This is a genomic window from Arthrobacter sedimenti (assembly GCF_042652025.1).
In the GTDB taxonomy this organism is placed as follows: Bacteria; Actinomycetota; Actinomycetes; order Actinomycetales; family Micrococcaceae; genus Arthrobacter; species Arthrobacter sedimenti.
In genome coordinates, this window is record NZ_JBHSDQ010000003.1 from 401,250 (window position 1) to 426,750 (window position 25,501).

Genomic DNA, 25,501 nt, shown 5'->3' on the forward strand with positions numbered 1-25,501 from the left:
TTCAGGAGAAACAGCAATGACTACTCCCACCCAGCAGCTCTCCGACGCCGGAGTTTCCATCTGGCTCGACGACCTTTCCCGCGGACGCCTGGAAACGGGCACCCTCCGCAAGCTCATCGAGGAGAAGAACGTGGTTGGTGTTACCACCAACCCGTCGATCTTCCACGCCGCCATCACGTCCGGCACTGACTACGACCAGATCATTGCCGGCAAGGCAGCAGAAGGTGCCAGCGTGGAGGACACGATCTTCGAGATCACCACCACCGACGTCGCTGACGCGTGCGACCTGTTCGCCCCCGTTGCCGCCGCCACCAAGGGCGTGGACGGGCGCGTTTCCATCGAAGTGGACCCGCGCCTCGCCTGGGACACCGCAGGAACCATCGCAGAGGCCAAGCACCTCTCCCAGCGCGTCAATAGGAACAACGTCCACATCAAGATCCCCGCAACCATCGAGGGCCTCGAAGCCATCACAGCAACCCTGGCCGAAGGCATCAGCGTCAACGTGACCCTGATCTTCTCCCTGGAGCGCTACCGTGCGGTCATCAACGCCTTCCAGTCCGGACTGGAACAGGCCAAGGAAAACGGCCATGACCTGTCCAAGATCCACTCCGTCGCCTCGTTCTTCGTCTCCCGCGTGGACACCGAAATCGACAAGCGCCTCGACAAGATCGGCACCGACGAAGCCAAGGCCCTGAAGGGCAAGGCCGGCCTGGCAAACGCCCGCCTGGCCTACCAGGTCTATGAGGAGCTCTTCGCCACCGAACGCTGGGCCCTGCTGGCCGACGCCGGCGCACTCCCCCAGCGCCCGCTGTGGGCCTCCACCGGCGTCAAGGACCCGGCCTACCCGGACACCCTGTACGTCACCGAACTGGTCGCGCCCGGCGTCGTGAACACCATGCCGGAGAAGACCCTGGACGCCACGTACGACCACGGTGTGGTCACCGGCGACACCGTCAAGGGCACCTACGAAGACGCCAACGCCACGCTCGATGCCCTGGAGAAGCTCGGCGTCTCCTACAACGAGGTCGTCGCACTCCTCGAAACCGAGGGCCTGGACAAGTTCGTGGCCAGCTGGAAAGAACTGCTGGCCGACGTCGAAGGCGCCCTCGCCTCTGCACGGAAGGCTTCCTAACACCCATGAGCACTCTCAGCTACGACGCCACCGGCGCAGCGCAGAAGGCGCTTGAACAGCACCTTCCCGCCCTCGTTGAGGACCGAATTGCCACGCGGATATTCGCCAAGGACCACACGCTGTGGGGTCCCGACGCGGAGTCCGAATCGGCAATCCGGCTCGGATGGGTGGAGGCAGCCACAGTCTCCCAGCCCTTGGTCAAGGACATCCTGGAACTCCGTGATGCCCTGCGTGCCGAAGGAGTCAGCCGGATCGTGCTTTGCGGCATGGGCGGATCCTCGCTGGCCCCCGAGGTCATCGCAGGCACCGCCGGCGTCGAGCTGACAGTGCTGGACAGCACTGACCCGGACCAGGTCAGGGCTGCCCTCGCGGACCGGCTGGCCCAGACCGCCATCGTGGTCTCGTCCAAGTCCGGTTCCACCCTGGAGACCGATTCCCAGCGGCGAATCTTCGAACAGGCCTTCACCGAGGCCGGCGTGGATGCCAAGAGCCGGATCATCATTGTCACGGACCCGGGGTCGCCGCTGGACAAGGCCTCCCGGGAGGCCGGCTACCGGGCCGTCTTCAACGCCGACCCCAACGTCGGCGGCCGCTACTCCGCCCTGACCGCGTTCGGCCTGGTCCCCTCCGGCCTGGCCGGCGTGGACATCCAGGCCTTCCTGGACGAGGCCGAGGAAGCTGCGGAAATCCTCAACGATGACGCACCCGAGAACATCGGGCTGGCCCTCGGCACCGCCCTGGGCGGTACCAATCCGTTGCGGAACAAGATCGTCATCGCCGAAGACGGGTCCGGCATCGTTGGCTTCGCCGACTGGGCGGAACAGCTCATCGCCGAATCAACCGGCAAGCTGGGCACCGGCATCCTTCCGGTGGTTGCAGGTCCGCAGGCCCCCGAGGTCACGTCGGGCGCGCCCGACGTCCTGGTGGTCCGGCTCGTGGCAGCGGACGCCGACGTCGAACTCGGCGAAAACCAGGTGGCCATCGCCGGCGGCCTCGCCACCCAGATGATGGTGTGGGAGTTCGCCACCGCCGTGGCCGGCCGCCTGCTCGGCATCAACCCCTTCGACCAGCCCGACGTCGAGGCCGCCAAGGTGGCAGCCCGCGGACTTCTGGACGCGCAGCCCGAACCCACTCCGGCCGCGTTCGTTGACGGCGCAATCGAGCTGCGCGGCGGCGACTGGCTCGGCGACGCCGCCACGGCGGAAGCTGCCGTCAAGGCTCTGCTGGACACGCTGGCCTCCGACAGCTACCTGAGCGTCCAGGCCTACTTTGACCGTCTGGCGTTCGCCGGGCTGGAGGGCATTCGTGACGAACTGGCCGCCACCACCGGCCGCCCGGTCACCTTCGGCTGGGGCCCGCGCTTCCTGCACTCCACCGGCCAGTTCCACAAGGGTGGTCCGGCCATTGGCGTCTTCCTCCAGGTCACCGCCGCTCCCGCCGAGGATCTGGGGATCCCGGACCGCCCGTTCACCTTCGGCGAGCTGATCGCCGCGCAGGCTGCAGGCGACGCCCAGGTCCTGGGCGAACACGGCCGTCCCGTGCTGCGCCTCCACCTCACTGACCGTGCCGCCGGTGTGGCCCAGCTGCAGGACGTCGTCGCTGCACTGTCCACCCGCGCATCCGCAACCGAAAACTAAGGCGCAAAAGCAATATGCCAGAAACTGAATACGGCCGGAAGGGCGCAGGCCGCGGGCGTAATCCGTTGCGTGATCCTCGTGACCGTCGTTTGAACCGGATCGCAGGTCCGTCGTCGCTTGTGTTGTTTGGGGTGACGGGGGACCTCGCCCGGAAGAAGCTGATGCCGGCGGTGTATGACTTGGCCAATCGTGGGTTGTTGCCGCCGAGTTTCGCGTTGGTGGGTTTCGCCCGCCGGGAATGGGACAAGGAGGATTTCGCCGCTGAGGTGAAGGCCTCCGTGCAGGCACACGCCCGGACGCCGTTTGATGAGGCGGTCTGGAACCAGTTGTCCGAGGGCATCCGGTTTGTCCAGGGCGAGTTCGACGACGACGCAGCCTTTGAGCGTCTGGGTGAGACGATCAAGGAACTCGACGACGTCCGCGGCACCCGCGGGAATCACGCGTTCTATCTGTCGATCCCGCCCAAGGCGTTCGAACAGGTCTGCCGGCAGCTGTCCAAGCACGGCCTGGCGCAGGCCGAGGGCGACAAATGGCGGCGCGTGGTGATCGAGAAGCCGTTCGGCCACGACCTGGAATCGGCGCGGAAGCTCAACGACATCGTCGAATCGGTGTTTCCGCCGGATGCAGTGTTCCGGATCGACCATTACCTGGGCAAGGAAACGGTTCAGAACATCCTGGCGCTGCGGTTCGCGAACCAGTTGTTCGAGCCGTTGTGGAACGCCAACTACGTGGACCATGTCCAGATCACGATGGCCGAGGACATCGGCACCGGCGGCCGGGCAGGGTACTACGACGGCGTCGGAGCGGCACGGGACGTGATCCAGAACCACCTCCTGCAGCTGCTGGCGCTGACGGCGATGGAAGAGCCGATCTCGTTCAACGCCGATGACCTGCGCGCGGAAAAGGAAAAGGTCCTCGCCGCGGTCAAACTCCCCGAAGACCTCTCCACGCATTCGGCGCGGGGACAATTCAGCGGTGGCTGGCAGGGCGGGGAGCAGGTCCTGGGCTATCTGGAGGAGGAAGGCATCCCGGCGGACTCCACCACGGAAACCTATGCGGCGGTGCGGGTGGACATCCACACGCGGCGCTGGTCAGGAGTGCCGTTCTACCTGCGTGCCGGCAAACGCCTGGGCAGGCGGGTGACGGAGATTGCGGTCGTATTCAAGCGCGCCCCCAACCTGCTGTTCCGTGACCATGGTGAGGACGACTTCGGGCAGAACGCGGTGGTCATCCGTGTACAGCCGGACGAGGGCGTCACCATCCGGTTCGGGTCCAAGGTCCCGGGCACCCAGATGGAAGTCCGGGATGTCACGATGGACTTCGGCTACGGGCACTCCTTCACCGAATCCTCCCCCGAGGCCTACGAGCGGTTGATCCTGGATGTGTTGCTGGGTGAGCCGCCGTTGTTCCCTCGGCATGAGGAAGTGGAGCTGTCCTGGAAGATCCTCGACCCGTTTGAGGAATACTGGGCGTCGCTGAACCAACAGCCTGAACCCTACGCCCCCGGCTCTTGGGGCCCCGCCAGCGCTGATGAGCTGCTGGCCCGTGACGGACGAACCTGGAGAAGGCCATGATCGTTAACCTGCCCGATACCACCACGTCCAAGGTCTCCAAGAAACTCATGGCCCTGCGCGAGCAGGGTGGAGTGATCGCCCTGGGCCGGGTCCTGACCCTGGTGGTGGTCACCAAGTCCGGGCTCGAGGAAGAAGCGATCGAGGCCGCGAACGACGCCTCCCGTGAACATCCCTGCCGGATCATCGTGCTCGCCGACGCCGGGAAAGACGCCAAGGATCGGCTGGACGCGCAGATCCGCGTTGGCGGGGATGCCGGGGCCTCGGAGGTCATTGTGCTGCGCGGCTACGGTCAGCTCGCGCACGAATCCGAGTCCCTGGTCGCGGCGCTGCTGCTCCCGGACGCACCCATCGTGGCCTGGTGGCCGCACGGCGCCCCCGAGAACGCCTGCGAAACCTCCATCGGCGCCATCGCACACCGCAGGATCACCGACTCCGCGAACGAACCGGATCCCCAGGCCGCCCTGGAACGCATCCACCAAACCTACAAGGCCGGCGACACCGACCTCGCTTGGACCCGCCTTACCAACTGGCGCATCCAACTCGCTGCGGCCCTTGATGAAGTGGACTCCTCCCCGGTGACGGCCGTCGCCGTCGAGGGTGCCTCGGACTCACCCTCCACCATCCTGCTCGCGGCCTGGCTCACGCTGACCCTGGATGCCCCCGTGACCATCGTGGCGGACCCGGCTGGAACCGGAATCCGGCGCGTCCGCCTCACCCGCCCAGGCGGCGATGTCCAGCTGTTCCGGCCGGGACTGTCCGTGGCGGAACTGACCCAGCCTGGCCAGCCGGCCCAGCGGATCTCCCTCCCGCGCCGCAGCCTGCGCGACTGCCTCGCAGAGGAACTCCGCCGTCTGGACCCGGATGAAGTGTTTGGTGAAGTGATTACTATTGGACTGCCACGTACCAATCTAAGGAGCGTCCGACCCAGTGAGCGTTGACCCACGAGTAAGCATCCATCCTGATTCGTCCGTCCTCATGGCCGCCATCGCCGCACGCCTGATCACCAAGCTCGTCGATGTGCAGGACAAGTACGGCGAAGCCACCGTGGTGCTCACCGGGGGAACCGTGGGGATCGGCACACTGAAGGCCGTTGCGGACTCACCGGCGGCGCCCGCCGTCGACTGGTCCAAGGTCAACTTCTGGTGGGGTGACGAACGCTTTGTTGGTTCTGCTGATCCGGACCGCAACACGAAGCAGGCGTTTGATGCGTTGCTCTCCCATATTCCGGTGGACCCGGAACGCATCCATTCGCCCGGCTCGTCTGACGATTTCGACACTCCCGAGGAGGCCGCGGATGATTACGCCCGGCAACTGAGGGAAGCGGCAGCGGCCGAGCATGCGGCCGATATGTCCGACGACCGGCCAGAGGAGCCTTCGTCGCTGCCCCGGCTCGACGTGGTGCTGCTCGGTGTGGGACCCGACGCCCATATCGCATCGCTGTTCCCGGAACAGGCTGGGATCCGGGAAAAAGACCGCACGGTGGTGGGCGTCCGGAACTCTCCCAAGCCGCCGCCGCTGCGAATCTCCCTTACCCTTCCCGCCATCAACACGGCGGCCGAGGTGTGGATGGTAGTAGCCGGCGAGGACAAGGCCGGCGCCGTGGGACTTGCCCTGGCCGGGGCCAACCCGGTGCAGGTGCCTGCCTCGGGCCCCCGCGGTACGTCCCGCACTCTGTGGCTGATTGACGAGAACGCGGCCTCACGTGTCCCGCAGCAGCTGGTCCGGAAGGACGCCGCGGGCGCGTAGCTTTTCCAGCGCTCCGGCCAGGACGTCTTCGGCGTCCTGGCCGGAGCGCCGCTCTTTAACGTATTCCAGATGGCTCTTGTAACCGTCGTCGAAGGGGTCGTCCGGAGCTACCGCCTGGCTGTCACGGGTAGCAGTGCCGCCGCAGCGCCGGCAGTCCCATGTCCGGGGAATCTGGTCCTCAGGCATCTTCAAGAACACGGGCTGGGTCTCGTGGCCCTTGGCGCACCAGTAAGACACCCTGATGCGCGGCAAAGGCTGGGAGGACGAGTCATCATTCGATTGCAGCGTCGAGCCGGAACCTGCGATCACGCCCGCGCGGGTGCCCCGGAAGCCTGATGCTGGGTGGACCATGGCAACTCCTGCCTCATGTCTGCGTTCAGGAACAAAAAAAACTGTGGCTGACGGATTCCGTCAGCCACAGTTTAGTTGGCAGTCCCAGCGGCCGGCAGGGCCGAAAGGACCTTGTGTCGCGTTGCCCAGCGCCTAGGAGTCCCCGCCGCTGAACCGCATGATCAGGCCGAGCGCGATGATCACCACGCCCCAGGTGACGCCCAGGATGATGGTGAAGCGGTTGAGGTTCCGTTCTGCCACACCTGAAGAGCTGAGTCCTGAACTCATGCCGCCGCCGAACATATCGGACAAGCCGCCGCCGCGTCCCTTGTGCAGGAGGATCAGCAGCGTCAGCAGGAGGCTGGTGATGCCCAGGAGGATCTGCAGAATGACATGAAGAACGTCCACGACGGCCTTTCAGAAGTTGGATTTGCGGGAGTGTGCGCTGGTTGCGGGTTAGTCCGCGACCAGGTGGCTCTCGAACCTGACAATATTAGCAAACTCCGCCGGGTCAAGGCTGGCGCCGCCCACCAGGAGGCCGTCCACGTCGCGCTCCTGGAGGATGGCAGCGGCGTTGTTGGCCTTGACCGAACCGCCGTAGAGGAGGCGGGTCTTGGCGGCCACGTCGGCGCCGAAGAGGCTTTCGAGTTCTGCCCGGATGGCGGCGCACATTTCTTGTGCGTCCTCCGGTCCGGCGACCTCGCCCGTGCCGATGGCCCAAACGGGCTCGTACGCAACCACCAGTTCGGCGGCCTGTTCGTTGGTTAGCCCAGCCACTCCGGCCCGCAGCTGCTGCAGGGTGTGGTCAACGTGGGTTCCGGCCTGGCGGATCTCCAGGCCCTCACCGACGCAGAGAACCGGGATAACGCCGTGCTTGAAGGCGGCCTTGACCTTGGCATTGAGGACGTCGTCGGATTCGTTGTGGATGGTGCGGCGTTCGCTGTGGCCCACCAGGACGTACTTGCAGCCGAGCTTGTTCAGGAACTGGCCCGAAATGTCGCCGGTGTAGGCGCCGGAATCGAACTGCGAGAGGTCCTGGCCGCCGTAGGCGACCTGCAGGTCGTCACCCTGGACCAGGGTCTGCACGCCGCGGAGGTCGGTGAACGGCGGGAAGACGGCAACCTCCACGCGGCTGTAGTCGTGCTTGGCATCGGAGAGGGTCCACGCCAGTTTCTGCAGGAGGGTGATGCCCTGCACGTGGTCCATGTTCATTTTCCAGTTACCCGCGATGAAGGGTTTGCGGTCGAAAGCGCCGTTCGTTGACGTAGTCACGTAATCTCCAAAAGGTTCTTGATATGTGTGCGGCCGGCAGGCTGCCGCGGGCAACCTGCCGGCCGGAGGACTGCGGGGCCGTACTACCGGTCCAGGACGCTGAGGCCCGGGAGTTCCTTGCCTTCAAGGTATTCCAGGCTTGCGCCGCCGCCCGTGGAAATGTGGCCGAACTGGTCGTCGGCGAACCCCAGGGTGCGTACTGCTGCAGCGGAGTCGCCGCCGCCCACCACTGTGAAGCCGTCGGTTTCGGTCAGGGCCTGCGCAATGGCGCGCGTGCCTGCCGAGAATGCTTCGAACTCGAAGACACCCATGGGGCCGTTCCAGAAGACGGTGCGTGCGCCCTTGATCTGTTCAGCAAAGGCGGCGGCGGTATCGGGTCCGATGTCCAGGCCGATGCCCTGCGCGCCGAAACTGCTGCCCTCAATGGCGTCGGCGGCAACCGTTTCGTGAGCGGCGTCGGCGGCAAACTTCTCCGCCACGACCACGTCCGTGGGAACCACGAACACGGTCCCTGCGTCCGCGGCCCGCTTCAGGTAGTCCTGGACCACGGGGATCTGGTCTTCCTCGAGCAGGCTCGAGGCGACCTTGTGGCCCCGGGCTGCCAGGAAGGTGAACAGCATGCCGCCGCCCACCAGGATGGTGTCAGCCTTGCCGATCAGGTTGGCGATGACCGCGAGCTTGTCCGAGACCTTCGAGCCGCCGAGCACCACGACGTAAGGGCGCTGGGTGTCGGTGGTCAGCTTCCGGAGGACCTCCACCTCGGTGTGCACCAGGTCGCCCTGGTACGACGGCAGCCGGGTGGCGACGTCGTAGACACTGGCGTGCTTGCGGTGCACGGCGCCGAAGGCATCGTCCACGTAAGCGCCGTTGCTGCCGGTGAGGGCTACCAGTTCATCGGCGAAGGCGCCGCGTTCGGCGTCGTCCTTGCTGGTTTCTCGGGCGTCGAAGCGGACGTTCTCGAGGACCAGGGCTTCGCCGTCCTGCAGGGACGCCGCCGCAGACTTGGCGGCATCACCGACGGTGTCGGCGGCAAGGGTCACCTTGAAGCCGGCCAGTTCGGCGAGCCGGTCCGCTGCGGGCCGCAGGGAGTACTTGTCTTCCGGAGCGCCCTTGGGGCGTCCAAGGTGGGCTGTTACCAGCACGCGGGCACCGGCGTCCGTGAGCTTTGCCAGCACTGGCAGTGAGGCCTTGATACGGCCGTCGTCAGTGACTGTAGAGCCGTCGAGCGGCACATTCAGGTCACTTCGAACCAGAATGTACCGCCCGCGGACACCTTCAGCGATCAGTTCGTTGAGGGTGTGAGATGTCATGTGTCTAACCCTAGCCCAGCTTGGATGCCACAAGCTCCGTGAGGTCGACGAGACGGTTGGAGTAGCCCCATTCGTTGTCATACCAGGAAACAACCTTGACCTGGTTGCCAATGACCTTGGTCAAGCCGGAGTCGAAGATGGAGGACGCGGGGTCGCCCACGATGTCGGAGGAGACGATGGGCTCGTCCGTGTAGGTCAGGAAGCCCTGGAGCTCTTCGGACTCCGCGGCGCGCTTGAGGGCAGCGTTGACTTCCTCAACGGTGGTCTCGCGGGACACGGTGACGGTGAGGTCGGTGGCGGAGCCGGTGGGCACGGGAACACGGATGGCGTAGCCGTCCAGCTTGCCCTTGAGTTCCGGCAGCACCAGGCCGATGGCCTTGGCGGCACCGGTGGAGGTGGGAACCATGTTGATGGCGGCAGCGCGGGCGCGGCGCAGGTCCTTGTGCGGTCCGTCCTGGAGGTTCTGGTCGGCGGTGTACGCGTGGACGGTGGTCATGAGGCCACGTTCGATGCCGAATTCGTCGTTGACCACCTTGGCCAGCGGGCCGAGGCAGTTGGTGGTGCAGGATGCGTTGGAAATGATGTTGTGCTTGGCGTTGTCGTAGAGGTTGTGGTTGACACCCATCACGATGGTGATGTCCTCGTCCGAGGCCGGAGCGGAGATCAGGACCTTCTTGGCCCCGGCGGCGATGTGCTTCTGCGCGTCGGCCGCCTTGGTGAAGAAACCGGTGGATTCGATGACGATGTCCACGCCCAGTTCGCCCCAGGGGAGGTTGGCGGGGTCGCGCTCGGCCAGGACCTTGACCACGTTGCCGTTGACGACGATGTTGCCGTCCTTGACCTCGATGGTTTCCTTCAGGCGGCCGCCGACCGAGTCGTACTTGAACAGGTGCGCCAGGGCTTCGGGGCTGGTGAGGTCGTTGACTGCAACGATCTCCAGGTCCGCGCCTTGGGCAAGCGCTGCGCGGAAGTAGTTGCGGCCGATACGGCCAAAGCCGTTGATACCAATACGGGTCGTCACTTTTACAGTCTCCTTGGTGCTTTGAGAAGCACTACTAGTTGAGCGGGCGTTGAAGCCAACTAACAGATCCCGCACGCCATTGGGCAGAGATGATTTACACGGAGGGCGACCAGCCTCATTGCTGAAGGCTAACCGCCTTCCGTGACCTATCTTACGTTCAACTGGGTCCGCCCCCGCAAGTGCGGGGGCGGACGGTCCACATCCCGGCCGGTTTAAGTCGGAATGTGAAGTTTGTTACAGCGATGTATAACGCGCATCACTACGGGAGGGTGATGAGTCCCGTGGCGTTGGCGCGTGCTGCCTCGAAGCGCTGGGCAACATCTGCCCAGTTCACGATGTTCCAGAACGCCTTGACGTAGTCGGCCTTGACGTTGACGTAGTCCAGGTAGAAGGCGTGCTCCCACATGTCCAGCATCAGCAGCGGGATGGTTCCCAGTGCCGTGTTGCCCTGCTGGTCGTAGAGCTGCTCGATGACCAGGTTTCCGCCGATGGGCTCGTAGGCCAGGAAGCCCCAGCCCGATCCCTGCAGGCCGAGGGCTGCGGCGGAGAACTGGGCGCGGAAGGCATCGAAGGAGCCAAAAGCGTCATCGATTGCGGCAGCCAGCTCACCTTCGGGCTTGTCGCCGCCGTCCGGGGAGAGGTTCTTCCAGAACACGGAGTGGTTGACGTGGCCGCCGGTGTGGAACGCGAGGTCCTTGGAAAGCCGGTTGATGTTGGCGAAGTCGCCCTTTTCACGAGCCTCGGCCAGCTGGGCCAGCGCGTTGTTGGCGCCTGCCACGTAGGCGGCGTGGTGCTTGCTGTGGTGCAGCTCCATGATCCGCGCAGAAATGTGCGGTTCAAGGGCGGCGTAGTCGTAGCTGAGTTCCGGCAAAACGTACTCGGTCACAAAATCCTCCAATATCGTGGACCCGGAGGTCCGGTTGGTAACTCTCGGATTGTGCATCCGGGCAGCTGGTGCCCGGAATTCTTCTTGATTCTATGGGGCGCTTACTCGTCCAGCATTTCGGGCGTCACATTGGCGTCCGTTCCGGGAACGCCGAGGTCAAGTGCGCGTTTGTCAGCCATGGCCAGCAGCCGGCGGATGCGCCCGGCAATGGCGTCCTTGGTCATGACGGGGTCGGCCAGCCGGCCAAGCTCGTCGAGGCTGGCCTGCTTGTGCGCCACGCGAAGCTCGCCGGCGTATTTCAGGTGGTCCGGAACGTCGTCGCCCAGGATCTCGAGCGCCCGCTCCACGCGGGCACCGGCGGCCACGGCGGCTTGGGCAGAGCGCCGCAGGTTGGCGTCATCGAAGTTGGCAAGCCGGTTGGCGGTGGCCCGGACTTCCTTGCGCATGCGGCGTTCCTCCCACACCATCAGCGCGTCGTGCGCGCCCATGCGTGTCAGGAGCGCCGCGATGGTGTCCCCGTCGCGGATGACCACGCGGTCCACTCCCCTGACCTCCCGCGCTTTGGCCTGGATGTCCAGCCGGCGGGCGGCGCCAACCAGGGCCAGGGCAGATTCGGGCCCGGGGCAGGTGACCTCCAGCGACGACGATCGGCCAGGTTCGGTCAACGAGCCGTGGGCCAGGAACGCACCGCGCCACACGGCTTCGGCGTCCGCCGCGGAACCATTGACGACGGCGGATGGCAGCCCGCGCACGGGGCGGCCCCGTCCGTCCAGGAGGCCGGTCTGGCGGGCCAGCGCCTCGCCGTCACGGACAACCCGCACCACGTAACGGCTGGCGCGCCGCAGTCCGCCGGCGGAGACTACGATGATTTCGCTCTGGTGGCCATAGACCTCGGCGATGGCGGCGCGGAGCCTGCGGGCAGTGGACGCCAGGTCCACTTCCGCCTCGATGACGATCCTGCCGGAGATGATGTGCAGTCCCCCGGCGAACCGGAGCATTGCGGAGACTTCAGCCTTGCGCACTGATGACTTCTTGATGTCCAGACGGGACAGTTCTTCCTTGACTGATGCTGTCAGTGCCATGGCACCTTCCTAACTGTTCCCAAAAATGTCCTGGTACGCCGTGGCCAGCCGAAGCGGCTCGTGGACGGGCCGGCGTCCCGACGCCCCTACTTTACCCAAGACAACTTCCGCTCCTAGCATGCCGGCAGCCTTCTCGAACTCCTGCCTGTCCGGCACCGACGCCGGATCGGCCAGGACCACGTCCACGCTGAACTCCGGGGCGTAGCGCCGAAGGACGTGCAGGTGGTCCGCGGCCGTCATGCCGCTGGTTTCCTTGGTGTCCGTGGCAAGGTTCATGGTCAGGCAGCGCTTGGCCGGCGTGCTGCACAGGGCCTGCCGCATCTCCGGCAGGAGCAGGTGCGGCAGGACCGACGTGTACCAGGAGCCGGGGCCGAGGACCACCCAGTCCGCCAATTCGATGGCCGTCAGGGCATCAGTGCACGCCGGGGCTGCCTCGGGCAGGAGCCGGACTTCCTCCAACGAACCGGCCACGGCACAGCGCGCCTGGCCGCGGATGGTCTGGAGGCTGGTGCCACCGTCCGGGGCGGTCACGCGCACATCGCCTTCGATGGTGAGCGGAACGGTTGACATGGGCAGGACCTGCCCCCGTGCCCCGAGCAACGCTCCGGCCCACTTGAGCCCTGCGACGGCGTCGCCCAGCAGTTCCCAAAGCGTCACGATCAACAGGTTGCCCATGGCGTGCTCGTCAAGGGAGCCGCCCGGGCCCTTCCCGGCTCGGAACCGGTGCTGCATGACATCGCGCCAGGTGCGGCCCCAGTCTGTGTCGTCGCAGAGCGCGGACAGTGCCATGCGGAGGTCTCCCGGCGGAAGGACGCCGTACTCCTCGCGCAGACGCCCGGACGAGCCGCCGTCGTCCGCTACCGTGACCACCGCGGTGAGCTCGGAGGTGAGCAGCCGCAGTGCCGAGAGCGAGGCCGCCAGGCCGTGGCCGCCGCCCAAGGCCACCACGTTGGGACCCTTGTCCTGCTGGCCCGGGCCCTTACCAGCGGCCGGCGGCACCAGGGGCAGGGCTCCGGTGAACAGGGCCATTACTCGCGGCCCAGATCCCGGTGCGCGGTGGTCACCGTGACCCGCGGATACTGTGCGAGTTTCTTCGAAAGTTCCACGGCCACGGCAACGGAGCGGTGCTTCCCGCCGGTGCAGCCCACGGCGATGGTGGCGTAGTGCTTGTTTTCCCTGCGGTACCCCTCCAGGACGGGTTCCAGGGCAAGGACGTAGCGGTCCACGAAGTTCTTGACGCCCTCGGCCTCCAGCACATAGTCGCTGACGTCCTTGTCCAGGCCGGTCTGCGGGCGGAGCTGGGGCACCCAGTGCGGGTTGGGGATGAACCGGACGTCGGCCACGTAGTTCGCGTCCACCGGCAGGCCGTACTTGAAGCCGAAGCTCATGACGTTGAGCCGCAGGGCGACGGGGCCAGTTTCGCTGAACAGTTCCGTAATGGCGGTGGCCAGGCCGTGGACGTTGTAGTTGGAAGTATCCAGGACGACGTCGGAGCTGTCGCGCAGTTCCTGCAGCAGCTCACGTTCGGCCGCTATACCGTCAAGGATGCGTCCACCACCCTGCAGCGGGTGCGGACGGCGTCCCTGTTCAAACCGCCGGACCAGGACGTTGTCGCTGGCGTCAAGGAACAGGACCCGGAAGGTGACCCCGCTGGCGGCAAGTGCATGCAGAGCCGAACGGATATCGGCAAAGAGACCTTTGCTGCGGACGTCGATGACCACTGCCAGCCGGGGAATGGACTGCGGTGCGTGCGAGACCAGTTCCGCCAGCGTGCCCAGCATCTGCGGCGGCAGGTTCTCTACGACATACCAGCCGTGGTCCTCCAGTGCGTCGGCTGCCGTGCTTCGTCCGGCGCCGGACATTCCGGTGACCACCAGCAGCTCCGCTTCGACCGGTTTGACGGGTTCCATCCCGTCGTGGCCGGCCCCGGATTCCGCCGTCGTGTCTGCCATGAAGCCTGCCCCGTTTCCTCGTTGTCCCCTTGGGCGGCGATGGCGCTGCCCCGCCCTTTACCCTAGCTAAGATTCAATGATTTCGCCGGTGGTCATGTTGATCGCCGGCACTGTGACCGCTTCGGGCCCGTCGGCAGCGAAGTGGTGCACGATGGCATTGGCCAGTGCCGGGCCAATGCCTTTCGCCTGGGCAAGCTCTTCCACGGTGGCAGCCTTCACGCCCTTGACCGAGCCGAAGTGCGCCAGCAGGGCCTTGCGCTTGGAGGCACCCAGCCCCGGAACGGCGTCCAGCGCCGAGACGGTCATGGCCTTGCCGCGCTTTTGGCGGTGGAACGTGATGGCGAAGCGGTGCGCCTCGTCACGGATCCGCTGCAGCAGGTACAGCCCCTGGGACGTGCGGGGCAGGATAACCGGGAAGTCGCTGTCCGGAAGCCACACTTCCTCCAGGCGCTTGGCCAGCCCCACGACGTACACATCATCGACGCCAAGATCCTTCAGGGCTCGGGCCGCGGCGTTCACCTGGGGCTGGCCGCCGTCCACCACCACCAGGTTGGGCGGGTAGGCGAACTTTGCCTTGGGCGCCGGGGTGGTGGTGTCGAGGGCGGCAGCTTCGGTTTCGGCCGCCTGGTCAGCCTCAGGCTGGCCATCCGCCACCAGCCCGTCCACCGCCAGCCCGTCCGCCGCCAGGACGGACTCATCCACCTGCGCGGACTTGTCCTGCAGGTAGTGGCGGAACCGGCGGGTGAGGACGTCGTGCATGGCGGCCGTGTCATCGGACGCCGCGGGACCCGTGATGGAGAACTTGCGGTAGTCGGACTTCTTGGGGAGTCCGTCCTCCACCACCACCATGGAGGCCACCACGTTGGTGCCCTGTACGTGGGAAACGTCGAAGCACTCGATCCGCAGCAGCGGAACGGGCAGGTCCAGCGCTTCCTGGAGTTCCTGGAGGGCCTGGGACCTGACGGTGATATCGCCCGCGCGCCGCGTCTTGTGGAGCCGCAGCGCGTGCTCGGCGTTCTCGCGCACGGTGGACATCAGCGCCGCCTTGTCCCCCCGCTGGGGTACCCGGATGTCCACCTTGGCGCCGCGGATGCCGGCCAGCCACTTCGCCAGGTCCTCCATATTGCTGGGCGCCACAGGCACCAGGACTTCGCGTGGGAGCCGACCGTGCGTATCGCCGTCCTCGCCGTAAACCTGCTGGAGCAGGTGCTCCACCAAATCAGGGGTGCTGAAGTCCTCCACCTTCTCCACCACCCAGCCTCGCTGGCCGCGGATCCTGCCCCCGCGGACGTGGAACACCTGGACGGCGGCCTCGAGTTCGTCCTCATGCAGGGCGAAGACGTCGGCGTCGGTGTCCTCTGACAGGACCACCGCGTTCCGTTCGAAGACCTTGCGCAGCGCGGTGATGTCGTCCCGGAGCCTGGCAGCGTGCTCATAGTCGAGCTTCGCCACGGCGTCGCCCATCTGCTTCTCGAGCTTGTTGATGAACCTGGTGGCCTCACCGCCCATGAAGGCGCAGAAGTCGTCAGCCAGTGCCCGGTGGTCCTGTGGCGAGATCCGGCCCACGCAGGGCGCTGAGCACTTATCGATATATCCCAGCAGGCACGGCCGCCCGCTGGCCTCAGCCCGTTTGAAGACACCGGCGCTGCAGCTCCGGACAGGGAAAACGCGGAGCAGGGTGTCCATGGTTTCCCGGATGGCCCCGGCTGTGTACGGACCGAAGTAGCGCGTCCCCTTCCGCTTGTCGCCGCGCATCACCTGCACCCGGGGGTACTTTTCGCTCATGGTCACGGCAAGGTACGGATAGGTCTTGTCATCCCGGAACACCACGTTGAACCGGGGCTTGAATTCCTTGATCCAGGTGTATTCCAGCTGCAGCGACTCCAGCTCACTGCCCACTACGGTCCACTCGACGCTGCTGGCGGCGTGGACCATCGCATAGGTCTTGGGCAACAGCCCGGCCGGGTTGGCGAAATAGGAGTTCAGCCGCGACCGCAGGCTCTTGGCTTTGCCTACGTAGATGACCCGGCCGTGCGGATCGCGGAACCGGTAGACGCCTGGGTTGGTGGGGATTTCACCGGTTTTGGGGCGGTAACTTGCTGGATTTGCCACCTATCAAGTCTACCGAGTCGCGCCGGGTCTCCCTGCCAGCCCCGGCTATTCGGCGGACTTGCTCTGGTTGTAGCTCGCAGAGCGTTCCTGGCCGCTGAGTTCGGCGATGGCGTCCATGATCCGATCCGTAACCTGACGGCGGGCCGGAAGGGAGTGGTCCGGACCCGTCTTGTCGAAGTACAGCGGCTCCCCCACCTTCATGGTGAAGTGCTGCGGCCGGACCCCTTTTTCGCCGGCGCGCTGGAGCTGCTCGGTCCCGATCAGGCCCACGGGAATCACGGGAGCCCCAGTGGTGAGCGCCAGCCAGCCAACCCCGGTGCGCCCCCGGTAGAGGATGCCGTCACGGGAGCGGGTGCCCTCCGGGTAGATGCCGATGCCGCGCCCGGCTTCCAAAATGTCCAGCAGGGTCTTGAGGGCCTGCACGCTGGCAGCCTGTTCCCCGCGCTCCACCGGGATGGAGCCCACGGACTCGAAGAAGGCCTTCATGACCTTGCCCTTGACGCCGCCGGTGGTGAAGTATTCAGCCTTGGCGAAGAAGGCGACGGGCCGGGGCATCAGCGCCTGGACGATCACGCTGTCGAAAAAGGACAGGTGGTTGGGTGCAACGATAAAGGGGCCATCGGTAGGGACGTTGTCGAGGCCGACGACGGTGGGCCGGCAGGTGCCGGCGATCAGGTTGCGGGTGGTCCAGCGGACGGCATCAAACATTTCCATCGTTGCTCACCCCGCTCATGGCCGCAGTGTGGATCGACTGGAGCCGCTCGATCACGGCTACGAGTTCCTCGCCGGTATTGACGACCGCCACGGAGCCGGCTTCCTCCAACTCCCCGTCCGGCGCGAAGCCCCAGACAACCCCGATGCAGTCCAGCCCGTTGGCGATTGCACCGGAAACGTCCTGGGCACGGTCCCCCACCATGATGGCGTGCCGGGTGTCCAGGTCCCGGAGGGCGGCGGCGATGATCTGCGTCTTGCCGAGCGGGACGCCTTCCACCAGCGTTTCGTCGTCGGCGGACCCGTGGATGCCGTGAAAGAAGCCGTCGATGCCGTGGTGGGCAAGGACCTTGTGGGCAAGCCGCTGCGGTTTTTGGGTGGCAACGGCCACGGGGCGTCCAGCCTCTGCGAACGATTCGAGGATTTCGCGGATGCCCGGGTACAGCCGGCTCTGGGCGATGCCTGTGGCGACGTAGTAGTCGCGGTAGCGGCGGACCACCTCTTCCAGGCGGTCCGCCGGCACCTTTGCCACGTTGAGCAGTGAATCGCTCAGCTTGGGGCCGATCATCGAGTCCAGCAGGTCCTGGCCGGGAACGGGGAGCCCCAGCCCGCGGAGGGCCGACGCAATCCCCCCGGTTATTCCACCGGCCGGGTCGACAAGAGTGCCGTCCAGGTCAAAGATCACGGGCACTGTTGTTGAAGTCACCGGGTTAGTTTCTCACGACAGCAGGAGTGCCTGAAACTCGCATTCCCGGCGAGGAATACTTCTCTTGTAATTCCTTCGCTCAGCCCAGTATTTCGGCGAGGAACTTCCCCGTGTGGCTGGTGCTGGACTTCGCCACCTGTTCCGGCGTCCCTGCGGCGACAATCTGGCCGCCGCCCGAACCGCCGTCAGGCCCGAGGTCAACCAGCCAGTCCGCGCTCTTGATGACATCCAGGTTGTGCTCAATGGTGATCACGGTGTTGCCCTTGTCCACCAGGCCCTGCAGGACCATGAGCAGCTTGCGGATGTCTTCGAAGTGCAGGCCGGTGGTGGGCTCGTCCAGGACATAGATGCTGCGTCCGTTGGAGCGCTTCTGCAGTTCCGCCGCGAGCTTGACCCGTTGCGCTTCGCCGCCGGACAGGGTGGTGGCCGGCTGGCCCAGCCGCACGTAGCCCAGTCCCACGTCCACCAGGGTGTTCAGGTGCCGTGCGATGGGTGAGAACGCCGCGAAGAATTCGGCGGCCTCTTCGATGGGCATGTTGAGGACATCCGCGATGGTTTTGCCCTTGTAGTGCACTTCCAGGGTCTCCCGGTTGTAGCGGGCCCCGTGGCACACCTCGCAGGGGACGTAGACGTCAGGCAGGAAGTTCATCTCGATCTTCAGCGTGCCGTCGCCGGAGCACGCCTCGCAACGGCCGCCCTTGACGTTGAAGGAGAAGCGGCCGGGGAGGTAGCCACGGACCTTGGCTTCGGTGGTTTCCGCGAAGAGCTTGCGGATGTTGTCGAAGACGCCCGTGTACGTGGCCGGGTTGGACCGCGGAGTCCGGCCGATGGGGCTCTGGTCGACGTGCACCACCTTGTCCAGCTGCTCCAGGCCCTGGACCGTCTTGTGCCGCCCGGCCACCTGCTTGGCACCATTGAGCTTGTTCGCCAGGACTTTGTAGAGGATCTCGTTGACCAGCGTGGACTTGCCCGAACCGCTCACGCCGGTAACCGCAGTGAAGAGGCCCAGGGGGAAAGCGGCATCGACGTTCACGAGGTTGTTCTCCCGCGCGCCCACTACCTTGATCTCGCGCTTCTTGTCGTACTTGCGGCGCTTCTTGGGTACCTCGATGGCCTTGCGGCCGGACAGGTAGTCACCGGTCAGCGATTCCCTGTTGTCCAGCAGTTCCTTGTATGTGCCGGAGTGGACCACCTGGCCGCCGTGCTCGCCGGCGCCGGGTCCGATGTCCACGATCCAGTCGGCCACGTGGATGGTGTCTTCGTCGTGCTCCACGACGATCAGGGTGTTCCCCATGTCGCGGAGCCGGGTGAGGGTTTCAATGAGCCGGCGGTTGTCGCGCTGGTGCAGGCCGATGGACGGTTCGTCGAGGACATAGAGGACACCCACCAGGCCGGACCCGATCTGTGTGGCCAGCCGGATGCGCTGGGCTTCTCCGCCTGACAGGGTGGCCGAGGGCCGCTCCAGGTTGAGGTACTCCAGGCCGACGTCCAGGAGGAAGGTCAGCCGTGCCTGGATCTCCTTGAGGACCTGGTGGGCGATCTGGGCTTCGCGTCCGGTCAGCACCAGGTTGTTCAGGAAATCTGCGCATTCCCGCATGGGGAGGGCGGCAACCTCGGCGATGGACTTGCCGTTGATGAGGACGGACAGTGATGCCGGGTTGAGGCGGGCACCATTGCACGCGGGGCAGGGAACCTGCCGCATGTACTCTTCGTATCGGTCGCGGGCCCAGTCGGAGTCGGTCTCGCCGTGCTTACGGTGGACGTACTGGATGGCACCTTCGAATCCGGTGCTGTACTTGCGTTCACGGCCAAAGCGGTTGCGGTACTGCACAACCACTTTGTGGTCCTTGCCGTGCAGGACGATCTGGCGCACGTCCTTGCCCAGCTTCTCCCACGGCGTGGTCATGGAGAAACCGACTTCCTTGGCCAGGCCCTCCAGCAGCCGGTTCCAGTACTCCGCGGTGGCGGTTCCCATGGACCATGGAGCGATGGCGCCCTCGGACAGGGACAGTTCCGGGTTGGGAACGATGAGTTCCTCATCCACCTCCAGCCGGGTGCCGATGCCGCTGCAGGCCGCGCAGGCGCCGAAGGGATTGTTAAAGGAGAAGGAGCGGGGCTCGATCTCGTCGATGGCGAGCGGGTGCTCGTTGGGGCAGGCGAGATTTTCCGAGAACGCCCGGATCCGCTCGGGGGCATCCGCATCAACGTCAACGAACTCCGCCAGGACGCGGCCCTCGGCCAGTCCCAGGGCGGTCTCGATGGAGTCTGTCAGCCGCTGGCTGATGCCTTCCTTGACCACCAGGCGGTCCACCACCACCTCGATGGTGTGCTTGAACTGCTTGCCCAGCTTGGGCGGATCGCTCAGCTGGATGAGATTGCCGTCCACGCGCGCCCGCGAGTAGCCCTTGGCGGTGAGGTCATTGAAGAGGTCAACGAACTCCCCCTTGCGTCCGCGCACCACCGGGGCCAGGACCTGGAAGCGCGTGCCCTCGTCGAGTTCAAGGAGCTGGTCGACAATCTGCTGCGGGGTCTGCTTGGACACCGGTTCACCACAAACGGGGCAGTGCGGCCGGCCGACGCGCGCCCAGAGCAGGCGCATGTAGTCGTAGATCTCGGTGATGGTGCCCACCGTGGACCGCGGGTTCTTGCTGGTGGATTTCTGGTCGATGGAGACCGCCGGGGAGAGGCCCTCGATGAAATCGACGTCGGGCTTGTCCACCTGGCCCAGGAACTGGCGTGCATAAGCGGAGAGTGATTCGACGTAGCGCCGCTGGCCCTCGGCGAAGATGGTGTCGAACGCCAGGGACGACTTGCCGGATCCGGAGAGGCCGGTGAAGACGATCATGGCGTCGCGCGGCAGGTCGAGGTCCACGTTGCGCAGGTTGTGCTCCCGCGCGCCCTTCACCACGAGGCGGGAGAGGTCCGGGCGTTCCAGGGCGGCCGCGGAGGGTACGGCGAGGGAAGCGGAGGGGGCAGGGGTTTCTTCAGCTAAGGCTTTAGGCACCCCATAATGCTAATCGAAAACTTTTTCGAACACTGACCGTTCCGCCCTCAGGGAACATCGTAGGCGGCGGCCAGCAGCTTGACCGCTTCGGCGAAGCTGGCGCCCTGGGATTTTGCGACGGCGGCATATGCGGCCGCGGCGTCGGAGAGGCCTCCCAGCCGCTCATCACGGGCACAAACAACCGTGCCGTTGCGGCCACGGGTGGCGACGACGCCGGCCGCCTCCAACTCCTTGTAGGCCCTGGCGACGGTGTGCGGGGCGACGTCGAGTTGTTCCGCGAGGGCCCTTACCGCAGGGAGCCTGGTTCCGGGCGCCAGTGCACCGCTGTCCGCCAAGTGGATGACCTGCAGCCGAAGCTGCTCGAACAGCGCTACGCTGCTGGCCTGGTTGGGCCGCCAGGACCCCGGGAAGTCGGTAGCAGCTTTCACAGGCCGCCCTCCAGGACGCCCGCCTTGCCTTCGCGTTCTGCAAACTGGGCGTTGTACAGCCTGGCGTAGTAGCTGTTGGCGGCAAGGAGCCTTCCATGCGTGCCCTGCTCGACGATGCGTCCGTGGTCCATGACGAGAATTAGATCAGCGTTACGGATGGTGGACAAACGGTGGGCGATCACGAAGCTTGTCCGCCCGTGGCGCAGCCGCTGCATCGCCTGGCGGATGAGCAGCTCAGTCCTGGAGTCCACCGAACTGGTTGCCTCATCCAGGACGAGTACGGAGCGCCCGGCGAGCTGCGCCCTGGCGATGGTCAGGAGCTGCCGCTGGCCCTGGCTGAGCGGATCCCCTCCGTTCTCCAAAACAGTGTCGTAGCCGTGCGGCAGGGATCTGATGAAGCGGTCCGCATGCGTGGCCTCTGCCGCGGCGACGATGGCAGCATCCGGGGCGTCGGGCCGGCCGTAGGCGATGTTGTCGCGGATGGTGCCTCCGAAAAGCCAGGAATCCTGCAGCACCACGCCAAACCGGGCACGAAGGTGGTCCCGGGGGATGTCCGCGATGTTGAGTCCACCCATGGTGATCCTGCCGGACGTGGGCTCCAGGAACCGCATCAGCAGGTTCACCACTGTGCTCTTGCCCGCGCCGGTGTGTCCCACGATTGCCACCGACTGTCCCGGTTCCACGGTGAAGGCGAGGTTGCGGACCGCGGGAACGGAGCCGGGGTAGCCGAACGTGACGTCGTCGAAAACGATGGCGCCCCCGGCCGCAGCGCCGGAAGGCCGCCCGTCCTGCTCCGGCGGGTCCTGCTGCTGCAGGTTTGGCTCCTGCGGATCCTCACGTGCATCCAGGAGCACGAAAACCCTGCCCGCGGACGCCGCGCAGGACTGCATGACGTTGAGGAGCCCCCCGATCTGGCCCACCGGCTGGGTGAACAACCGGCTGAACTGGATGAAGGCCTGGACGCCCCCGATGGTCATGGCCCCCGCGATGACCTGCAGGGCTCCCACCACTGCAACCGCTATGTAGTTCAGGTTGGACATCAGCACCATCAGCGGCTGGACCACTCCCGCCGAATACTGCGCTTTGGCAGCTGCCCGTGCCAGGCGCCCGTTGCTGCGGCTGAATACTTCCACCGCATGTCCCTGCCGGCCGAAGGCCTTGATGACCTCGTGCCCGCTGACGAATTCCTCTACGTGGGCGTTGAGTTCGCCGGTCTCCTTCCACTGCACCGCGAAGTGTTCCTGCGACCGCCTGGCCACCAGGAACGTGATCCAGGTGGAGATGGGAACGGTGGCAACGGCAATGGCTGCAAGCAGCGGCGAGATCCACAGCATCATGGCCAGCGAACCGAAGAGCATCAGCACCGACACGATCAGCTGGGTCAGGACCTGGTTGAGGGCCTGCGCAATGTTGTCGATGTCGTTGGTGGCCCGGCTCAGGACGTCACCCCGGGAGCGCTCCCGGAAGTAGGTGGAGGGAAGGCGGTGAAGTTTGTCCTCGACCGAGGCGCGCAGGCCATACATGAGACCTTGTACGGCATGGGCTGTCAGTGCGCCCTGCACCCAGTTGAACAGGGAGGCGAAGACATACATTATGGCCACGGCCGCCAGCAGGATTCCAAGGCGCTGGTCCAGGGTGCCTTGGAAGACGCCCTCCACCACCACGTCGGTGGCATCACCCAGGTACTTTGGGGCGGCAACGTTAAGGCCCGCGAACGCGCAGGTGGCCGCCACTGCCCCCAGCACGTGCAGCCGGAAGGGGCGCAGGAGGCCAAGGAGCCTGCCGGCAGTCGGCCAGAACTTCTGCGCCGCCTCCCCGGATTCCTCCCCGGCCGTCACAGCGTGCCGTCCAACGCGAGCTGGGATTCGGCAATCTCCCGGTAGGTGGCTGAGGTTTCCAGCAACTCCTGGTGCGTCCCCTGCGCAACGAGCCCGCCGTCGTCGAGCACCAATATGAGCTCCGCGTCCTCCACGGCGGAGATCCGCTCGGCAACCAGGATGGTCGTTGCCGCGGCGAGCTGCTCGTCCAGGGCCTGCCGCAGCCTGGTGTCCGTGTCGTAGTCCAGCGCCGAAAAGCTGTCATCGAAGAGGTAAAGGGGCGCTTTGCGCAGCAGGGCCCTGGCAATGCACAGCCTTTGCCGCTGCCCGCCGGACAGGCTGGCGCCCCCCTGGCCAACAGGGGTGGCAAGCCCCAGCGGGAGGTCACGCATGAAGCGCATGGTCTGCGCCGCCTCCAGGGTGGCCCAGAGTTCTTCGTCCGTTGCGTCGGGGGCGCCCATCCTCAGGTTGTCGGCGATGGTTCCGGTGAACAGGTGGGAGTGCTGGGGCACGATGGCCATGGCGGCGCGGAGCTGGTCCAGGGGCAGGTTCCGGATGTCCTGGCCGGCCAGCGTGATCCGGCCTTCCGTGGGGTCAAGGAAACGCGGAACCAGGTTCAGCAAGGTGGTCTTGCCGCTGCCCGTGGAGCCGACAATCGCGGTGGTGGTACCGGGAGCGGCGGTAAAACTGATGCCGGCAAGCACAGGGGCTTCTGCACCCGGATAGGAAAAGCCCACGTCCTGGAATGTCAGCGGCGCCGGGCGGGACGGGTCCAAACGGGTGTGGTCCAGCCGGGGGTGATGGAAACGGGGCTGGTCCAGCAGGGCGTGCGGCTGCGCTGAGCTGCTGACGGACGGCTCGGTGTCGAGGACCGCCTGGATCCGTTCGGCGCAGACGGCGGCGCGGGGCGCCGTCATCAGGACGTACATGGACATCATGATCGCGAGCAGGATCTGCATGATGTATGCGATGAACGCCGTAAGCGCCCCGAGGTTCATCAGTCCTGCCTGGATGCGGTGGCCGCCGAACCAAACAACGGCAACCGAACTGATGTTGACCACCAGCATGATCATCGGCAGCATCCCGGCCACCAGGAGCGCGGACTGAAGATTGTTGGCCGTCAGGCCCGCGTTGGTCGCCGCGAACCGCCGCACTTCGTGGCCCTGCCGGACGAAGGCACGGATGACATCAGCGCCAATGATCTGCTCGCGGAGAATACCGCCGGACCGGTCCAGCAGGTCTTGGCCTTCCCGGTAGAGCGGAATCAACCGGCGGACGATCAAGTACATGATGAGCAGGAGCAAGGGCACGATGACGATCACGACCACGGAGAGCGCCACGTCCTGCTGCACGGCAAGTACGATCCCTCCGATGCCCATGGCCGGCCCGGCAAAGAGCATGGTGAAGACCAGCACGGCAAACGCCTGGACCTGCTGGACATCGTTCGTTGCGCGGGTGGTCAGGCTTTGCGTTCCAAACAGGGCCACATCCTGCGAGGACAGCGACTGGATCCTGCTGAACACCTCCGCCCGCAGGCGGTGCCCGATCCTCATGGCCACCACGGCGCCAAGGTAACCCGCGGCGATGGCCGAGACGGCCTGCACCACGGCGATGACGGCCATGAGCACCCCGAGCCGCGAGATCACCTCAGGCCTTCCGGCGACGATGCCGTCATCGATGATGGCTGCGTTCACCGTGGGCAACAGCAGGTTCGCGGCCGCCTGGACCAACTGGAGGAAGACGATGGCGCCGACCCGCCCGTATTGGCCCGCAAGCTGCCGCTTCATGAGTCCGACCAGCAAAATACCCCCTGTATGTGCGTTTGGCCGAAGAGGGGGCCAGCAGCTTGACCCCTAAACCACAGACGCCATTGTAAGCCACATCACTTTTCATCGCTGTCACGGCATGTGACGGTTTTGAAAACTATCAGCCCACAGCCTTGCGGCCTACTGCGAAGATCCGGCGGAACGGGAAGACCGTGCCGTGGACGCCCTGGGGATAAGCGTCCCGAAGGGCGGCGGCGTACTCGGATTCGAAGCGCTTGGCGTCATCCTCGCTGAGGGCGCCCATGACCGGGCGCAGCGCGGTGCCCCTGACCCACGCCAGCACCGGGTCCTGGCCATGCAGCACCTGCTGGTAGCTGGTTTCCCATGCATCCGCCGCGAAGCCGGCGTCGAGCAGGATGCCCAGGTAGTCTCCGGGCTCCCCCACTGTTTCCCCGCCCCGCAGCACCCCGTCCAGCTTGGACGCCCACCGGTCCGAGGCGGCCAGTTCCCGCATCAGGGCGTGCGACGGGGCGTTGAAGTTTCCGGGCACCTGCATGGCAAACCAGGCGCCGGGCCGGAGGGCTTCGAGCCACTTCCGCATCAGGTCCTGGTGGCCCGGGACCCACTGCAGGGCGGCGTTGCTCACCACGACGTCGGTCACGGGAGCGGGCATCCAGGCGGCAATGTCCGCCTGCTCGAATGCCAGGGCGGGGATCTTCGCCGCCAGCGGGGCAGCCTGTGCCAGCATCTCCGCGGACGAGTCCACGCCAACCACCCGCCCGTCCGGCCAACGTTCGGCCAGGGTTGCCGTGAGGTTTCCGGGCCCGCACCCAAGGTCCACCACGTGCGCCGGCCCCTCCGCATGGATCCGGGCCGTGAGGTCGAAGAACGGCCTGTTCCGGTAGTCGCCAAACTCGGCATACTTTGCGGGGTCCCATTTCATGAATATCTCCAGGTTCTGACGCGCACACGGGCAAGCCGTAGCGTAACCCGGCAGCACCGCCCTGCCGGTATG

The 25,501-nt window shown here is 65.8% G+C and carries 22 protein-coding genes; 5 read left to right on the forward strand and 17 right to left on the reverse strand.

The features are described 5' to 3' along the window. Window positions 1-16: 16 nt before the first annotated feature. From tal to pgl, 5 genes are read left to right on the forward strand one after another with little or no spacing between them, the layout of a single operon-like run. On the forward strand, window positions 17-1,132 hold the full coding sequence (gene tal / locus ACFO0G_RS09960) for a transaldolase (RefSeq protein ID WP_376977314.1): 1,116 nt from the start codon (window positions 17-19) through the stop codon (window positions 1,130-1,132). Between the two features lie 5 nt (window positions 1,133-1,137). Further along, complete coding sequence (locus tag ACFO0G_RS09965) at window positions 1,138-2,769, forward strand: glucose-6-phosphate isomerase (protein ID WP_376977316.1); 1,632 nt, start codon at window positions 1,138-1,140, stop codon at window positions 2,767-2,769. Window positions 2,770-2,783: 14 nt separating this feature from the next. Then, window positions 2,784-4,343, forward strand: coding sequence for a glucose-6-phosphate dehydrogenase (gene zwf, locus ACFO0G_RS09970; protein WP_376977318.1), 1,560 nt, complete (start codon window positions 2,784-2,786; stop codon window positions 4,341-4,343). Continuing rightward, complete coding sequence (locus ACFO0G_RS09975) at window positions 4,340-5,281, forward strand: glucose-6-phosphate dehydrogenase assembly protein OpcA (protein ID WP_286404011.1); 942 nt, start codon at window positions 4,340-4,342, stop codon at window positions 5,279-5,281. The genes zwf and ACFO0G_RS09975 overlap by 4 nt, the downstream gene beginning before the upstream one ends. Window positions 5,282-5,318: 37 nt before the next feature. Continuing rightward, window positions 5,319-6,089: a 6-phosphogluconolactonase gene (gene pgl, locus ACFO0G_RS09980; RefSeq protein WP_235009573.1), complete on the forward strand. Its 771-nt coding sequence runs from the start codon at window positions 5,319-5,321 to the stop codon at window positions 6,087-6,089. Here pgl and ACFO0G_RS09985 read toward each other — a convergent pair. The 17 genes from ACFO0G_RS09985 to ACFO0G_RS10065 all read right to left on the reverse strand — a co-directional run bounded on the left by ACFO0G_RS09985 (window position 6,042) and on the right by ACFO0G_RS10065 (window position 25,429). Continuing rightward, window positions 6,042-6,440, reverse strand: coding sequence for an RNA polymerase-binding protein RbpA (locus ACFO0G_RS09985; protein WP_286404006.1), 399 nt, complete (start codon window positions 6,438-6,440; stop codon window positions 6,042-6,044). The genes pgl and ACFO0G_RS09985 overlap by 48 nt on opposite strands. 132 nt (window positions 6,441-6,572) lie before the next feature. Further along, complete coding sequence (gene secG / locus ACFO0G_RS09990; RefSeq protein ID WP_142133911.1) at window positions 6,573-6,827, reverse strand: preprotein translocase subunit SecG; 255 nt, start codon at window positions 6,825-6,827, stop codon at window positions 6,573-6,575. 48 nt (window positions 6,828-6,875) lie between these two features. Continuing rightward, window positions 6,876-7,691, reverse strand: coding sequence for a triose-phosphate isomerase (gene tpiA / locus ACFO0G_RS09995; protein WP_286403999.1), 816 nt, complete (start codon window positions 7,689-7,691; stop codon window positions 6,876-6,878). Between the two features lie 83 nt (window positions 7,692-7,774). After that, window positions 7,775-9,001 (reverse strand): phosphoglycerate kinase, encoded by a 1,227-nt coding sequence (locus ACFO0G_RS10000; protein WP_376977321.1) that lies wholly within the window; start codon window positions 8,999-9,001, stop codon window positions 7,775-7,777. Window positions 9,002-9,011: 10 nt separating this feature from the next. After that, a complete protein-coding gene (gap, locus tag ACFO0G_RS10005) occupies window positions 9,012-10,022 on the reverse strand; it encodes a type I glyceraldehyde-3-phosphate dehydrogenase (RefSeq protein WP_142133914.1) in 1,011 nt (336 codons plus the stop codon). A gap of 259 nt (window positions 10,023-10,281) precedes the next feature. Next, window positions 10,282-10,908, reverse strand: a complete 627-nt coding sequence (locus tag ACFO0G_RS10010; RefSeq protein WP_286403994.1) for a superoxide dismutase — start codon at window positions 10,906-10,908, stop codon at window positions 10,282-10,284. Between the two features lie 101 nt (window positions 10,909-11,009). Continuing rightward, the gene (gene whiA / locus ACFO0G_RS10015; protein ID WP_142133916.1) at window positions 11,010-11,990 is read right to left on the reverse strand and encodes a DNA-binding protein WhiA; all 981 of its coding nucleotides are present in this window, start codon (window positions 11,988-11,990) and stop codon (window positions 11,010-11,012) included. A 9-nt stretch (window positions 11,991-11,999) separates the two neighbouring features. Then, window positions 12,000-13,019 (reverse strand): gluconeogenesis factor YvcK family protein, encoded by a 1,020-nt coding sequence (locus tag ACFO0G_RS10020; protein WP_376977324.1) that lies wholly within the window; start codon window positions 13,017-13,019, stop codon window positions 12,000-12,002. Then, window positions 13,019-13,942, reverse strand: a complete 924-nt coding sequence (gene rapZ / locus ACFO0G_RS10025; RefSeq protein WP_142133918.1) for an RNase adapter RapZ — start codon at window positions 13,940-13,942, stop codon at window positions 13,019-13,021. Before rapZ ends, ACFO0G_RS10020 begins: the two co-directional genes overlap by 1 nt. 66 nt (window positions 13,943-14,008) lie before the next feature. Beyond that, window positions 14,009-16,054 carry an excinuclease ABC subunit UvrC gene (gene uvrC / locus ACFO0G_RS10030; protein WP_376977326.1) on the reverse strand — a complete coding sequence of 682 codons (2,046 nt, stop codon included), beginning with the start codon at window positions 16,052-16,054 and terminating at the stop codon, window positions 14,009-14,011. Between the two features lie 45 nt (window positions 16,055-16,099). Further along, a complete protein-coding gene (locus ACFO0G_RS10035; RefSeq protein WP_286403985.1) occupies window positions 16,100-16,768 on the reverse strand; it encodes a lysophospholipid acyltransferase family protein in 669 nt (222 codons plus the stop codon). Next, window positions 16,755-17,471 carry an HAD hydrolase-like protein gene (locus ACFO0G_RS10040; RefSeq protein WP_286403983.1) on the reverse strand — a complete coding sequence of 239 codons (717 nt, stop codon included), beginning with the start codon at window positions 17,469-17,471 and terminating at the stop codon, window positions 16,755-16,757. Before ACFO0G_RS10040 ends, ACFO0G_RS10035 begins: the two co-directional genes overlap by 14 nt. Before the next feature lie 79 nt (window positions 17,472-17,550). Next, complete coding sequence (uvrA, locus tag ACFO0G_RS10045) at window positions 17,551-20,475, reverse strand: excinuclease ABC subunit UvrA (protein WP_376977329.1); 2,925 nt, start codon at window positions 20,473-20,475, stop codon at window positions 17,551-17,553. A 47-nt stretch (window positions 20,476-20,522) separates the two neighbouring features. Continuing rightward, window positions 20,523-20,903: a GntR family transcriptional regulator gene (locus ACFO0G_RS10050; RefSeq protein WP_286403977.1), complete on the reverse strand. Its 381-nt coding sequence runs from the start codon at window positions 20,901-20,903 to the stop codon at window positions 20,523-20,525. Next, window positions 20,900-22,741 (reverse strand): ABC transporter ATP-binding protein, encoded by a 1,842-nt coding sequence (locus ACFO0G_RS10055; protein WP_376977331.1) that lies wholly within the window; start codon window positions 22,739-22,741, stop codon window positions 20,900-20,902. The genes ACFO0G_RS10050 and ACFO0G_RS10055 overlap by 4 nt, the downstream gene beginning before the upstream one ends. Further along, on the reverse strand, window positions 22,738-24,507 hold the full coding sequence (locus ACFO0G_RS10060; protein ID WP_376977333.1) for an ABC transporter ATP-binding protein: 1,770 nt from the start codon (window positions 24,505-24,507) through the stop codon (window positions 22,738-22,740). Before ACFO0G_RS10060 ends, ACFO0G_RS10055 begins: the two co-directional genes overlap by 4 nt. Before the next feature lie 139 nt (window positions 24,508-24,646). After that, window positions 24,647-25,429: a trans-aconitate 2-methyltransferase gene (locus ACFO0G_RS10065; RefSeq protein ID WP_286403969.1), complete on the reverse strand. Its 783-nt coding sequence runs from the start codon at window positions 25,427-25,429 to the stop codon at window positions 24,647-24,649. Window positions 25,430-25,501 lie beyond the last annotated feature (72 nt).